This is a genomic window from Providencia sp. PROV114 (assembly GCF_032704305.1).
In the GTDB taxonomy this organism is placed as follows: Bacteria; Pseudomonadota; Gammaproteobacteria; order Enterobacterales; family Enterobacteriaceae; genus Providencia; species Providencia rettgeri.
The window spans coordinates 4,442,412-4,456,013 of the sequence record NZ_CP120528.1 but is presented as its reverse complement, the minus strand read 5'-3'; the positions used below and the strand labels follow the sequence as shown (position 1 = coordinate 4,456,013).

Below are 13,602 nucleotides of genomic sequence, written 5' to 3'. Positions count from 1 at the left end.
ACTTTAACTAAGTAAAACAGAATATCAGATTAATATAGTCGGTGTAGAAGTTAGTAACATATTAAGATATAAAACGATATACTTTTTGTTGGATTACCACATGGTTAATTTTAAGTATTCTTCTCTATTATTCTTTTTTTATGGGTTAAATAGTATAAAAATAGAGTTTTATATTGGTCGGGTATTTAGGAATTGTTGTTTTTAGAGGCAATATAGGACTATTCTCTATTAATAATGGTAGGTAGATGTTGATTAAAAAAATAACCCCCTTCTTTAATAAAAAGAAAGGGGTTATTGGTAATGAATAAAGCTAATTTATCGGCCGTGTTCAGGTAGCCAGATTTGTAACCTTAAACCACCTAATGGGCTGTCATCCGCTTTCACCCAACCTTTATGTTGTGTTATGGCGGTTTCAACAATTGCAAGACCTAAACCAGTACCGCCTGTTTCTCGGTCTCGAGCTTCATCAGTGCGGTAGAATGGGCGGAAAATGTGCTCGCGGTCAGCAGGGCTAACACCGGGGCCATCATCATCGACTGTGATGAGAATACCGTTGTTTTCTTCTTTGAAATCAACGGCAATGTGTGTATGCGAATAACGTAATGCGTTACGCACAATATTTTCAAATGCACTACCGACGGCAGAAGGGTTACAATATAACGGCCAAGGCCCAGGGTGAGAAGTGACTTCGAGCGTTTTGTTCATTTGCTCAGCTTCAAAGCTAGCATCATCTAGGATATCACCCCAAAGTTCATCGGCTTTGATATTTTCACGCAAAATTTCGTTTTTATGCTGGCTACGGGATAACACCAGTAAATCGTTAATCATGCTATCTAGGCGATGGGTCTCGGTTTCGATACGTTCGAGCTCTTTACTTTCCCCATGGCGACGGCGTAATAAGGCGGTTGCCAGTTGCAAACGAGTCAGTGGAGTGCGTAATTCATGAGAAATATCAGAGATTAAGCGTTGCTGCGCGCTAACCATACCATCAAGGGCACTGATCATCTGGTTAAAGCTATTTCCCGCAGACAAGAACTCTTGCGGACCGGCTTCTAGTTCTGGGTGTGGACGTAAATTTCCTTTCGCTACATCGTCCGCGGCCATTTTTAATTTACGAGCAGGGCGGGCGAGACTCCAAGATAACCATAATAATAGTGGAGCACTGATCAGCATGGTGGCAATCAGCAATAAGAAAGGCCTATCAAACAATAAATTAATAAAGTCAGATTGTGGGCTGCTTGCTGGGCGAACTAAATACAGTTGGTAGTGGTCTTCCCCATCACGAATGGAGAAAGGGCCGAGGATTTCGGCTCGTCCATATTTTTTCTTTTTCGGGTGATCCGCGTTATCGGACTGCCCAATAAAGTTACGTATTACCTGCATTTCACTTGGCATTGCACCAATCACGCGGCCTTCACTGGTGACGATAATCAACCGTTGGCCGGGAGGTGCCCATTTTTTGATGGCGTTAGAAATACGCCGCCACCAAAGTAGGTCATTCATCGGAGCTTGTGCGAGTTCGGCTTCAATATGCTGCTCAAGCATCTCCCCTTGGCGTTGTTCACTTTCCATCAGGACGGTGATTTGCCGAGAGTCGAGCTTGGGCACCATCAGCACTAGCATTAATACTAGTGCGAGGGTAAACCAGAAGATCGCAAAGATCCTTGCGGTTAAGCTGTTGATCATGTGGCAGAAACCATTAAGTATCCGCGGCCACGTAGAGTTTTAAACCACGGCTGGCCATCAGTGCGTTCTGGAAGTTTGCGGCGTAAGTTTGAAATATGCATATCAATAGCACGGTCAAACGGTGTTAAGCGCTTCCCAAGTACTTCTTGGCTAAGGTGTTCACGAGAAACCACTTGGCCTAGGTGCTGTGCGAGTAAATATAACAACGTAAATTCTGTCCCTGTTAAGTCCAAAATTTCCTCATCAAAGCTGGCTTCTTGGCGACCTGGGTTAAGTTGCAGTTTATCAACTTGTAAAACAGGGGTATTGCTATTGTCGCCTTGAGTTTGCTCGCTCCAGTTAGAACGGCGTAATAAAGCACGAATACGTGCTACCAGTTCACGGTCATTGAACGGTTTAGGTAGATAGTCGTCTGCACCGAGTTCTAGGCCCAGAACCTTATCTAACTCACTACCGCGAGCCGTTAACATGATAACGGGGGTCTGATGGATTTGGCGCAGTTCTTTTAATGTCTCAATACCATTTTTTTTCGGCATCATGACATCAAGTAGTAACAGGTCAATGGATGAGTCAATTTGCTGTAATGCCTGTTCACCATCATAGGCGATGACAACATTGAAACCTTCCATTTCCAGCAGTTCTTTTAACAGCGACGTGAGTTCACGGTCGTCATCAACTAATAGGATTTTATGCATTTTTTAAGTCCTCCAACTGCCAAAATACGATAACAATCTGTACGATTCCATGACTTTACGTTCTTTTACATGCTCTGACGCTAGTTTGCAGCCACAGGTGTATATTTGTTCACATTGAATCACGAGCACAGTTCGGAGACAAGGTGTCAAATGCTGAGAACAACACATAGCAAAGTACATAATACAGTACATAAAACCGCAATGTTAGTTTTAGCTTCTGCGTTTGTGTTCGGACCAGCGGTTGCTTTTGCAGAAGAGCCACAAAGTGCTGCAAATGAAAGTTCAACACCTTTGATGTTACAGATGCAGTCCGAGCCAACAACTAAGCCAACAGGCAATGCGGTTGTGCCCTTTCAACATCATGAGTTATTTAGCAGTGAAGAACGTGCCAGTACCTTTATGTTTAATGGTATCACGTTAAATGAAAAACAGCGTCAGCAATTACGTGATTTAATGGCAACACAGCGCCATTATCATGTTGATAACTCTGCTTTAGTTAAAGAACGTGAAGCACTGCACAAATTAATTATAGCGGATAGCTTTGATGACAAAGCGGTTCGTGAAGAACTTGAAAAACGAATGCAAAAAGAACTGGAACAACGTGTTGAAATGGCTCGAATTCATCATGAATTGTACCAGTTGTTAACGCCAGAACAGAAAACAGAGCTTGAACACATTCACCAACAAGAAATGAATCAGCATAAAATGGCAGAATTTCAAGCGATGCAGTTTCAGTAAGTTTAGTTGTTAGTACCTGTAGTAATGCAAGTTAGTTAATTTTATATCCTGAGTTCCATAGTAAGTAGTGAAGTAGCAATAAGTGAAGTTTTTCCTTGCCATAGACACCATCCCTGTCTTTTATAGCCCCTTTTAGGGGCTTTTTTTTTATAAATTATATCTTCAATTCTTTAAAAACAGTAACTTATCAATATTTAAAAGGCTATGAAAGTTCATCAAAGTTCGCCGAGGTGGACGGTAAGTGGACGGTCGCCTACGTCGATTTAATTGTTTTAGGTTGGGAAATGTGATGAGTTAGCCAAATAATTCAGAATGAGAACCACAGCGAACTAATATGATTTCATTGGTTTGGTAGTTTATATCCCAAATTAATAAAAAATCGGGTTGTATGTGATATTCATAGCAAGGTCTCCAGTTTCCTTTTAAGGGATGAGGCAAATATTCTGCTGGAACAGAGCCAGTAATGCATAGGTGGTTATCGATTAGCTCTTTTAATAGCTGAGTATTTCTTTTTTTGTCAGATAACGACTTTTTTAAGTCTTTTTTGAATTGGGATTTAACGCGAATTTTCAGCATCGGACTTGCTCACTTGGCTAAATAAATCTTCAGCAGAGTCAAATGTTTCGTCTGTAGTTGGTGCATTAATAGCTTCTAATGTAATTGAGTTTGGTGTTTTTAACTCAATAGGAAAAGCTTGTCGCAATGATATTTGCTTGACGAAAATACGAATAGCATCAGACATGCTAATCCCTAATTCAGATAACACTGCTTCAGCATTTTCCCTGACTTTAGGCTCAATTCTGGCTCTGACAATATCTGTTTTATGTTGAGTACTGGCCATTACCGTTATCCTCTTCTTATGGTGAATGTTTGAATTGTGGCACGCATGGGCTACAATTTGAAATTGATTTTTAAAAAGGCGTTTTTTTGTTGAAAGTCTGCTATTTTCATTTCTCATTCTCACTATAAAAATAATGTATCCACCAAAGTAGGGTTCACCTTATGACTCAGATATTAACGACGCAAGATTATCGCAATATGCCTTGGAAAAATGGCCAGGGGTCGACACTTGAATTGGCGCGCAGCCATGGTGAAGGTTTAGATGATTTTGATTGGCGAGTGTCAATAGCAGATGTTAAAACGGCGGGCTCGTTTTCCTTTTTCCAAAATCGGCAACGTATTATTGGTGTATTGGAAGGAGAAGGACTTATTTTGCATGTAGATAAGAAACCGGCGGTGACCTTACAGCAAAAAGAATTTTTTGCTTTTAATGGGGAAAGCGAGGTTTATGCGGAACTCGTTCAAGGTGCAATTCGTGATTTTAATGTCATCTATAACCCTGAAAAATATCAGGCTCGTTTACAATGGGTGAATACTGCGTTCATTAATTCTTGGGTGAGTGGGGCTAGTGAGATCTTAATTTTTAATATTACACCTCGTTTGAGTATGAAAATTAATTCAGATTCCTTTTATTTAAAGCCATTTGACACTCTATTAATTAAAGAAAATCGAGAAGCTCTGCAATTTATTGTTGAAAAGAATACAGAAAATGATTTTTGTGTTATTGAGTTATTTATTAAGTAGTTAGAGTGATTTTTTGGCCATTGCCCTAATGGCCATTTGCATGCAATCTGTATGTGTACCTATTATTGGAATAATATTCTGTCTATTTTGCAATTTTAATAAAAACGTTATCAAATTCATATATTGGATAATTATGGCTTTATTCCTATTGTTATTTTTCGCAGAATTTATAGTCTTTAGCGTCATTAAAAAATAATACCTATATATACTAAAGGAAAAATGTTCTATGAAGATGAAAGCGCTTGTGGCAGTTGCTGTTTCTGCTGTCATTTTAACGGGTTGTAAAAATTTAGACCAAGGGATGTTGACTAACTCAGGCATGCAATTATTCCAAGCTGCGACACTGACTGACTCTGATGTTAAACAATTAAGTGACCAATCTTGTAAAGAAATGGATGCGCAAAACAAAATTGCTCCAGCGTCTAGCAAGTATGCGAAACGCTTAGACAAAATTGCAAAAGCACTGGGTAACGAAGTTGATGGTACTCCAGTAAACTATAAAGTTTATCTGACTAGCGATGTCAACGCATGGGCAATGGCAAATGGTTGTGTGCGTGTATATAGCGGCCTGATGGATGTGATGAACGATAACGAAGTTGAAGGCGTTCTGGGTCATGAAATGGGCCACGTTGCATTAGGTCATACACGTAAAGCAATGCAAGTTGCTTATGCGGCAGTTGCTGCGCGTACTGCCGCAGCATCAGCGGGTGGCGTTGTAGAACAACTGAGTGCATCACAAGTTGCAGCTCTGGGTGAAAAACTGATTAACTCACAGTTTTCTCAACACCAAGAAAGCGAAGCAGATAACTTCTCTTATGACTTACTAAAAAAACGTGGTGTTAAAACTGACGGTTTAGTCACTGGTTTTGAAAAATTAGCGAAAATGGGTAGCGGCGAGACAAGCATGTTTGACTCTCACCCACCATCAAGCGAACGTGCACAAAACATCCGTGACCGTATTGCCGCTGACAAAAAATAATATTTAATTATTGACGTTAGTTGAGTGTTATTTTGGTGTAGTAATATGATGATATATTGCTACACCAATCACGTATTTCCTGCTATTTATCTCAATATTACTTTTCTTATATTGCAAATCAGAACTTATCCCGTTGTGCTACTGTAACCGACTCTCTATCTTGTTAATTAAACGATATTCAGGTCTTTTCGTAATTTTGCAAATTTTCGTTTGATAAAACGTTAGCAAGGAAAAAAGATGGAAAAAGTGCAGAGAATTTCTCTTTTAGCTAAGGGAATGGGCATGCTGTTATCGGGAACCTGCCGTTTATTAACGGGTGTTCGCACTCGTTGGGTAGGGTGCCAACCTTCAATGACTACACGTATTTATTATGCCAATCATTCAAGCCATCTTGATGGTTTGGTTATTTGGTCTGGGTTACCACCGTTAATGCGTCATTTTGTTCACCCGGTTGCCGCTAAAGATTATTGGGTCAAAACACCGTTTCGACGTTATTTAGTTAATAAGGTTTTTCGGGCGGTATTGGTCGATAGAAAAGGTGATAAGCCAGCTCAAAATAATACATTAGCTCCTTTAGAGTCAGTATTAGAGTCAGTATTAGAGGCAAAGCATTCATTAATATTTTTTCCTGAAGGCACGCGTGGTGATGGGGAAACTTTAAGCCAATTTAAAAGTGGGCTTTACCATCTCGCGAAAAAATACCCTGATGTTGAAGTTGTTCCCGTTTATTTGGAAAATTTAAATCGTGTGTTACCGAAGGGGTCAAAGCTTGTTGTGCCGGTGATTTGTTCAGCTATCGTTGGTAAGCCTCTGGAGCCTCTTATGGAAAATGAAAATAAAATCGCCTTTTTGCAGCGAGCAAAAGTAGCGCTTGAGGAGCTAATGCCATGAATATTGGGGACAGGGAATTAGTATTATTGTTGTCAGGTGTTTTTGGGATACTGGTATTTGCTAGTGTTATTGGTGGTATTCTTGCATACCGTTATTCAGGTGAAAAAAGCAACCCAACAATTGATAATTTGAATGCACGTATTCGCGCATGGTGGGTCATGTGTATTATTTGTGTACTGGCTGTTGTGCTTGGCAATATAGGTGTGGTGATCTTATTTGCGCTGATATCGTTCTTTGCACTCAGAGAGTTTATTACCTTAACGCCAACACGGCGCAGTGACCATGAAGCATTATTTTGGTGCTTTTTTGTTTTTATTCCATTGCAATATGTCTTGGTTGGTATTGAATGGTATGGGTTATTTTCAATTTTTGTACCTGTTTTTGTCTTCCTTTTCTTGCCAACTCGCATTGCTTTAGCGGGAGATACCTTTCATTTTCTTGAGCGAACAGCAAAAATTCAGTGGGGAATGTTGGTGGCGGTTTTCTGTTTGAGCCATGTACCCGCGTTGTTGATGCTGAATATTCAAGGTTATGAAGGCGAAAACGTAAAATTATTACTTTTCTTGATTATTGTGACGCAAATTTCAGACGTGTTGCAGTATGTTTTTGGTAAGTTAATGGGTAAACGGCCTATTGTGCCTAAGTTGAGCCCAAACAAGACCATTGAAGGCTTTATTGGCGGCGTATTATCTTCAGTGCTTATTGGTATTTGCCTTTACTGGGTAACTCCATTTAGCTGGTGGGTTGCGGGACTGATGTCATTAGCGATTACCATTATGGGGTTTGTGGGAGGGTTATGTATGTCAGCCATTAAGCGTGATAGTGGTATTAAAGATTTTGGGGCGATTATTGAAGGACATGGGGGCATGCTGGATCGCATTGACTCATTGTGTTTTGCTGCGCCTATTTTTTTCCATTTAACGCGTTATTACTATACATAGGCCAATTTTATTTTCGTTTTTGTTCGTTAATTAAAAGAGCACCAAATGGTGCTTTTCTTTTGTTTTATAGGTACAGCATCGAAGGAATTTAAGTGTTATCATCAATACTTAATTTTTATTTCAAACTAAGATTCAACTAGGGTAATTCGCTTTAGTTGGTACTCTAGGGCTTTTTTTGCATTGAAAGATTTACCTATTGGGGTGATCGGCTAGAATTATGTAAACTGGATCACAATAAAACATAAAAGCTTGATGGAAAGCAGATGCATAATTCACTCTTTGCCGTATTATGCTGCTAGGTGAATCAATTCAGCACTAGTAAGCCAGCGTAATTAGCGTTAAAAAGATTAGCAGCGTAACGGTTTTATCGATTTGCAATTTTATGTTCATTAATCAGAGGTCATCATGGTCAAGCAGATTAAAAGAATTGGGGTTTTAACGAGTGGTGGTGACGCGCCAGGCATGAATGCAGCGATCCGCGGTGTGGTTCGCGCGGCATTAGGTGAAGGTTTAGAAGTCATGGGTATTTTTGACGGGTACCTTGGCCTATATGAAAACCGCATGAAGCAATTAGACCGGTATAGCGTGTCAGATATGATTAACCGTGGTGGTACCTTCTTAGGCTCAGCTCGTTTTCCACAATTCCGTGATGAAAAAGTGCGTGCTGTCGCATTCGATAATCTGAAGAAAAATCATATTGACGCATTAGTTGTTATTGGTGGTGACGGTTCTTATTTGGGGGCTAAAGCACTGACGGAAGCTGGTTTCCCATGTATTGGATTACCGGGAACGATTGATAATGACGTTGCTGGCACAGACTATACCATCGGTTATTTCACTGCACTTGAAACGGTTGTTGAGGCTATTGACCGCCTTCGCGATACCTCGACGTCCCATAAACGTATTTCTATTGTTGAAGTGATGGGACGTTATTGTGGTGATTTAACGCTATCTGCTGCGATTGCTGGGGGCTGTGAGTTCTTAGTGTTACCTGAGCAGGAAATGGCTTTTGACCGTGAAGAACTGTTATCTGAAATCAAACGTGGTATTGAAAAAGGTAAACGCCATGCGATTGTCGCTATTACCGAACACGTTTGTGATGTGGGTGAATTAGCGAAATATATTGAGCAGGAAACACACCACGAAACCCGTGCAACGGTTCTAGGCCATATCCAACGTGGTGGTTCTCCGGTTGCTTATGACCGTATTTTAGCATCACGCATGGGGGCTTATTCTATTCAACTTCTGTTGGAAGGCTACGGCGGGCGCTGTGTTGGTATTCAAAATGAAAAATTAGTCCATCATGACATTATTGATGCGGTTATGAATATGAAGCGCGTCTTTAAGAAGGATTGGTTTGATACGGCGAAGAAGCTGTACTAATCCCTCTATAATTGCAAATCTCTCCTGCATAGTGATTTCCCGCTATGCAGGTTTGATCCTGTATTCCAGATAATACTCTGTTCATATATTCCTCATTCTTATAAGTTTTTCTTTTTAATTATTTCCCGTAATTGATGCTATCTGTCAGCCTCTCCTTATCGCAAATTTAATGAGGGAAGGCAAATGATACGTTCATGGCAGGTAAAAAAATCACAATTCACGACAGCATTGCTATTGCTGTTAGCGACAGGGACATGGGCGAAAAACATTCAATTGTTGAATGTGTCTTATGATCCGACTCGTGAGTTTTATCAGCAATATAATCAGGAATTTAGTGATTATTGGCAAAAGAAAACGGGGGATACCGTCACTGTTCGCCAGTCTCATGGTGGCTCAGGTAAGCAAGCTATATCAGTGGTGAATGGGTTAGAAGCCGATGTTGTGACGTTAGCTTTAGCCTATGATGTTGATGCTATTGCACAAAGTGGTCGTATAGATAAAAACTGGATAGAAAAACTTCCCGATAACTCAGCTCCTTATACATCGACTATCGTCTTTCTAGTTCGTAAAGATAACCCGAAAAACATCAAAGATTGGGATGATTTAGTCCGCAAAGATGTCTCTGTGGTGACTCCCAACCCGAAAACCTCTGGTGGAGCTCGTTGGAATTATCTAGCAGCATGGGGATATGCATTAGATAAAAACCAGCAAGACTCTGAAAAAGCGAAGCAGTTTGTTAAACAGCTGTATCAAAATGTGGAAGTCCTCGATTCAGGGGCTCGTGGTGCAACCAATAGCTTTGTTGAACGTGGTATTGGCGATGTATTAATTGCTTGGGAAAATGAAGCGTTATTAGCCATCAATGAGTTAGGGGAAAGCGGGCAGTTTGAAATTGTGACACCAAGTATTTCGATTCTCGCTGAGCCAACCGTCGCTGTTGTCGATAAAACCGTCGATAAACGTGACCGCAGGGCGGTTGCAGAAGCTTATCTAGAGCACCTCTATTCTGCGCAAGGGCAGGAAATTGCAGCTAAAAACTACTATCGCCCACGAAATAGCGAAGTGGCCAAAAAATATCAACAACAGTTTCCTGAACTAAAACTGCTGACGGTTGATGACAGCTTTGGCGGCTGGCAAGCCGCGCAAGCAACCCATTTTGCGAATGGAGGGGTGTTCGACGAAATCATTCAACGCTAATACTCGTCATATTTCAATTTGTAGGGGTGTTGACTGCACGCACTCGCCCTAGTCACATACTGGTGTATGCTCTAGGGTCTCGTTTGTTTGCCGCCTAAATACTCGTCATATTTCAATTTGTAGGGGTGTTGGCTGCACGCACTCGCCCTAGTCACATACTGGTGTATGCTCCTAGGGCCTCGTTTGTTTGCCGCCTACCTACAATTTGAACTATTTAGAGTATTATCTTAGGTGTAATAAATATTTTGAGTAATGATAGTTAAGGGCGGGGATAATAAAAACAGGATTAAAATGGGGTATTATTCCTAGCCTGTGAGGGGCAGACTAGGAATGAGGTTAATTTATTGCCACTGGTATTTGACACCTAACTGGCCAAGATAAAATGTTTGACGGTTATTGCCACCAGAGGTGATACCTGCATTTTTTGGGTTTTCCCAAGTACTAGGTTCAACCGCGAAGCCGCCCCATAGCGTTAGTTTTGGTGTTAAGTTATAAAAAACCTGTGTCCCGACACGGTAGCCGTCTTTAACTTTCTGAGTTGTACGTTTGTTGCTATCGTAGTTATGTTCATTTAAATAATAGCGAAAATAAGGCATTACGCTCCAATCCTGGTTTAACGTGATAGGAAAATAACCGCGAATTTGGTTTTGTTCCCATGTCTTATTAAAGTCTTTATCCCATGTCCAATCGGTGTATAGATAGACTTTGGCGGTTGCGGAATCATTGACCTTATAAACAAGCCCGTGCTCGGATTCCCACTCATAACTGTTGGGGGCGTGGAAATTGTCGTAGTGATAAACTGCATCCCAAAAGTTAAACGCCCACTTATCATTGAAATTGTATGTCCCGCTAGGCATTAACCAAAACATCGTATTCGATGGGCGCGCTTGTGTACCTGGTGCGGAGTCATTGGATTCTTTGCGGTAGGTGACATTTAAATTGAACTGGCCAATCTCGCTGGCATACATTTTCCGAGTAGCACCAATTTGTGTACGATTACGAATAAAAGAGTCTTTGGATGTTGAAAAATTATGGTTGTAGCTTCTTAATGATTCCTTATGTTCCAGAAAAAAGCTCCATTTTGATTCAGGATTCACTAAAAATAGCTGCCCAACCATCGTGGTTTTGTCGTAGACCTTACGACCGCTGGTATTATGATGCCCTTCAAATTTTTCGAGTTCCATATAGACGTTGGAAGAAACGCGCCAGTAATCATTATTGACTTGATCGGCTGCAAAAACGGATGTTGCCAATCCTGTGAGCGTAACAAAAAGTAAACCATTCAGTGAAGTTTTCATTTTAACCCTTTAATTTTTATGTGTATTTTATTATTTATACCTTTGTTCAAGGCGTTAGTATCTGGCCTTTATACCGTGGAGGTATAAAGGCGGAATCAGTGGTAATAATTAATAGGCTGTGTAATTAATTGATTGTTGAATAGGTTTCGCCATGACCATAAGGGAACAGGACTTTGTTACCTTGTGGGTTTTTGATATTAACGGGTAGCACCCCTTGAGGTGGGTTTAGCGGCTGGCCATGAGTGTTGGCAAATAATGTCCGTAACCCGCTACGAATATTGGTTTCTAACGAATTGCGGTTATTATTGGTGATATCAAATCCAGTGATACCATAGATGGCAATATTTGCGCTTACATTGTTTAGGTATGCAATGTCATAGGGGTTACGTGAAGAGATAACAACAATCGGGGTTTTAAGCTGGTTTGCAGCATCAATGATACGCTGAGCATTCGTTGGCGTATCCTTTAAATTATAGGTCGTCAGTAATACCAAATCTTGGTTTTGCACCAGTTTTTTTGCTTCATCTTGAGTTAGTGTGTTTTCATTTAATTTAACGACACTTTCGCCCGTAATAATCGCAACTCCCGTTTCTTGTGCGATATCATTTAACTGTTTTTGAATTAAAGAATTACGTGGCTTTTCATCAGAAATAGTGAAAATTCGATTGAGTGGTTTTAATTGATAAGGCAGTACATTCTCATTCTTAATTAATGTGATAGCCTGCTCAGAAACCATATTTTCAATATCTTTATGACCTTTTGATGCGACGACTTGTTCCGCTTTCACTAAGTCTACAGGTTGTGCCGTAATTTCTTGCTGAAGCTTTTTCAGCACCACACGTTTTGCGGATTCATCAATACGTTTCTTCAGTTCTGGATTTTTTTCTGCTTGTGTTTCTAAATAGCGGTACATGTTATCTAAACGAGAAACCGCTTGGGAGTCCCACATTTTGATTGGCATAAGAATAATATCTGAGCCAGCAAGTAACGAGGTTTCTACCGCCCAATTAATATCGAAATTGTCTGCAATAGCCCCCATATCCATGGCATCTGTCACTATCAAGCCGTCATAGTTGAGCTCATCACGTAAAATATCATGCAAAATAGGTTTGGAAAGCGTCGCTGGGGTGCCAACTTGTTTACCTGCAAGTGTAGTGATTTTATGGTCATCCAGTGCTGGTACAATAATATGTGCGGTCATGACGGCATCAGCACCATGAGATAACGCGTATTTGAATGGGACGAGTTCAGTATCTCGCCATGTTTTTGCGTCAGAATTAACAACGGGTAAATCAACATGAGAGTCAGCAGAAACATTTCCGTGACCGGGGAAATGCTTAAGTGACGTCAATAAATTATATTTATGAATACCTTGAATATAGCTGGTGGCCAGAGTTCCAACTAAATTTTTATCATCTGAGTATGAACGTACCCCTATCACTGGGTTATTTTGATTGTTATTAACATCAACAACTGGGCCAAAATTGATATTAAAACCAAGACTGGATAGCTCATATCCGTGGATCATCCCTGTTAGCTCTGCAAGGGCTGGGTTACGTGTTGCGCCTAGTGCCATATTACCAGGCATTTCGGTACCTACGCGTAAGCGGGTGACATAGCCCCCTTCTTGGTCGGTGCCAATAAATAATGGAAGGTTACTGCGGGAAGATTGAAGTTTATTAATTAACTCCACAGTTTGTGGTGTATCAATCAGATTTTCTCTAAATAGGATCACTGAACCGAGATGGTACTGATTGATAACCTTAGAAACTTCATCATTCATAACGAGAAAAGGGGCGGGTTCTCCATGGCTGTCTTTATTCCAATATCTGAAATCTAACATGAAGAGCTGACCAATTTTCTCAGCCTCGGACATATTATCCACTATTTCTTGAGCAGACTTTTGTTTGTCTTGCCATAATTCATTCAATTGGGCTTGTGTTATTGGGTTAGCCATTGAAAATGCACTGAAAATACAAGCACTAAGTAAAGTGAATTTCTTCATTTTTATTTTCTCTAGGTTATTTTTCGAAAAATAATAAGTGGCTGAATATATTTATGATGTGAGAGTGCTCACAGTTGGTAGTATTCTCTCTTTTAGAGTAAGAGGAATAGAGTGCAAATAAATGTTGAGATGGTTTTTATTTATCTAATTGATATTAAATAGTAAATTTTTGAGAATAATTGATTCTAATCTAGAATAATTTCAG

At 40.3% G+C, this 13,602-nt stretch carries 13 protein-coding genes; 7 read left to right on the top strand and 6 right to left on the bottom strand.

From position 1 onward, the window contains the following. Nucleotides 1-315 precede the first annotated feature (315 nt). Both cpxA and cpxR read right to left on the bottom strand, forming a co-directional pair. Nucleotides 316-1,686: an envelope stress sensor histidine kinase CpxA gene (cpxA, locus tag P3L37_RS20540; protein WP_004906999.1), complete on the bottom strand. Its 1,371-nt coding sequence runs from the start codon at nucleotides 1,684-1,686 to the stop codon at nucleotides 316-318. Next, on the bottom strand, nucleotides 1,683-2,381 hold the full coding sequence (gene cpxR / locus P3L37_RS20535; protein WP_004907000.1) for an envelope stress response regulator transcription factor CpxR: 699 nt from the start codon (nucleotides 2,379-2,381) through the stop codon (nucleotides 1,683-1,685). Before cpxR ends, cpxA begins: the two co-directional genes overlap by 4 nt. Before the next feature lie 150 nt (nucleotides 2,382-2,531). Here cpxR and P3L37_RS20530 point away from each other — a divergent pair, with 150 nt between their 5' ends. After that, nucleotides 2,532-3,119 carry a Spy/CpxP family protein refolding chaperone gene (locus P3L37_RS20530; protein WP_004907001.1) on the top strand — a complete coding sequence of 196 codons (588 nt, stop codon included), beginning with the start codon at nucleotides 2,532-2,534 and terminating at the stop codon, nucleotides 3,117-3,119. Nucleotides 3,120-3,413: 294 nt separating this feature from the next. On the opposite strand, the gene P3L37_RS20525 is transcribed toward P3L37_RS20530, so the two are convergent. Both P3L37_RS20525 and P3L37_RS20520 read right to left on the bottom strand, forming a co-directional pair. Then, nucleotides 3,414-3,695: a type II toxin-antitoxin system YafQ family toxin gene (locus P3L37_RS20525; protein ID WP_109912959.1), complete on the bottom strand. Its 282-nt coding sequence runs from the start codon at nucleotides 3,693-3,695 to the stop codon at nucleotides 3,414-3,416. Continuing rightward, on the bottom strand, nucleotides 3,676-3,960 hold the full coding sequence (locus P3L37_RS20520) for a type II toxin-antitoxin system RelB/DinJ family antitoxin (protein WP_102140619.1): 285 nt from the start codon (nucleotides 3,958-3,960) through the stop codon (nucleotides 3,676-3,678). The genes P3L37_RS20525 and P3L37_RS20520 overlap by 20 nt, the downstream gene beginning before the upstream one ends. A gap of 161 nt (nucleotides 3,961-4,121) precedes the next feature. Here P3L37_RS20520 and P3L37_RS20515 point away from each other — a divergent pair, with 161 nt between their 5' ends. The 6 genes from P3L37_RS20515 to P3L37_RS20490 all read left to right on the top strand — a co-directional run bounded on the left by P3L37_RS20515 (nucleotide 4,122) and on the right by P3L37_RS20490 (nucleotide 10,094). Further along, nucleotides 4,122-4,703, top strand: a complete 582-nt coding sequence (locus P3L37_RS20515) for a HutD family protein (protein ID WP_004907006.1) — start codon at nucleotides 4,122-4,124, stop codon at nucleotides 4,701-4,703. 226 nt (nucleotides 4,704-4,929) lie between these two features. After that, nucleotides 4,930-5,682: a M48 family metallopeptidase gene (locus P3L37_RS20510; protein WP_004907010.1), complete on the top strand. Its 753-nt coding sequence runs from the start codon at nucleotides 4,930-4,932 to the stop codon at nucleotides 5,680-5,682. A 237-nt stretch (nucleotides 5,683-5,919) separates the two neighbouring features. Next, nucleotides 5,920-6,573 (top strand): lysophospholipid acyltransferase family protein, encoded by a 654-nt coding sequence (locus P3L37_RS20505; RefSeq protein WP_272667530.1) that lies wholly within the window; start codon nucleotides 5,920-5,922, stop codon nucleotides 6,571-6,573. Then, the gene (locus P3L37_RS20500; RefSeq protein WP_109912960.1) at nucleotides 6,570-7,514 is read left to right on the top strand and encodes a phosphatidate cytidylyltransferase; all 945 of its coding nucleotides are present in this window, start codon (nucleotides 6,570-6,572) and stop codon (nucleotides 7,512-7,514) included. Before P3L37_RS20505 ends, P3L37_RS20500 begins: the two co-directional genes overlap by 4 nt. Before the next feature lie 405 nt (nucleotides 7,515-7,919). Further along, nucleotides 7,920-8,897 carry a 6-phosphofructokinase gene (gene pfkA, locus P3L37_RS20495; RefSeq protein WP_004265237.1) on the top strand — a complete coding sequence of 326 codons (978 nt, stop codon included), beginning with the start codon at nucleotides 7,920-7,922 and terminating at the stop codon, nucleotides 8,895-8,897. Nucleotides 8,898-9,083: 186 nt separating this feature from the next. Beyond that, nucleotides 9,084-10,094, top strand: a complete 1,011-nt coding sequence (locus tag P3L37_RS20490) for a sulfate ABC transporter substrate-binding protein (RefSeq protein ID WP_375372761.1) — start codon at nucleotides 9,084-9,086, stop codon at nucleotides 10,092-10,094. A gap of 341 nt (nucleotides 10,095-10,435) precedes the next feature. Here P3L37_RS20490 and P3L37_RS20485 read toward each other — a convergent pair whose 3' ends face one another. Continuing rightward, nucleotides 10,436-11,392 carry an OmpG family monomeric porin gene (locus P3L37_RS20485; RefSeq protein ID WP_004907017.1) on the bottom strand — a complete coding sequence of 319 codons (957 nt, stop codon included), beginning with the start codon at nucleotides 11,390-11,392 and terminating at the stop codon, nucleotides 10,436-10,438. 124 nt (nucleotides 11,393-11,516) lie between these two features. Next, the gene (locus P3L37_RS20480) at nucleotides 11,517-13,397 is read right to left on the bottom strand and encodes a glycoside hydrolase family 3 protein (RefSeq protein ID WP_117163000.1); all 1,881 of its coding nucleotides are present in this window, start codon (nucleotides 13,395-13,397) and stop codon (nucleotides 11,517-11,519) included. Between the last annotated feature and the right edge of the window lie 205 nt (nucleotides 13,398-13,602).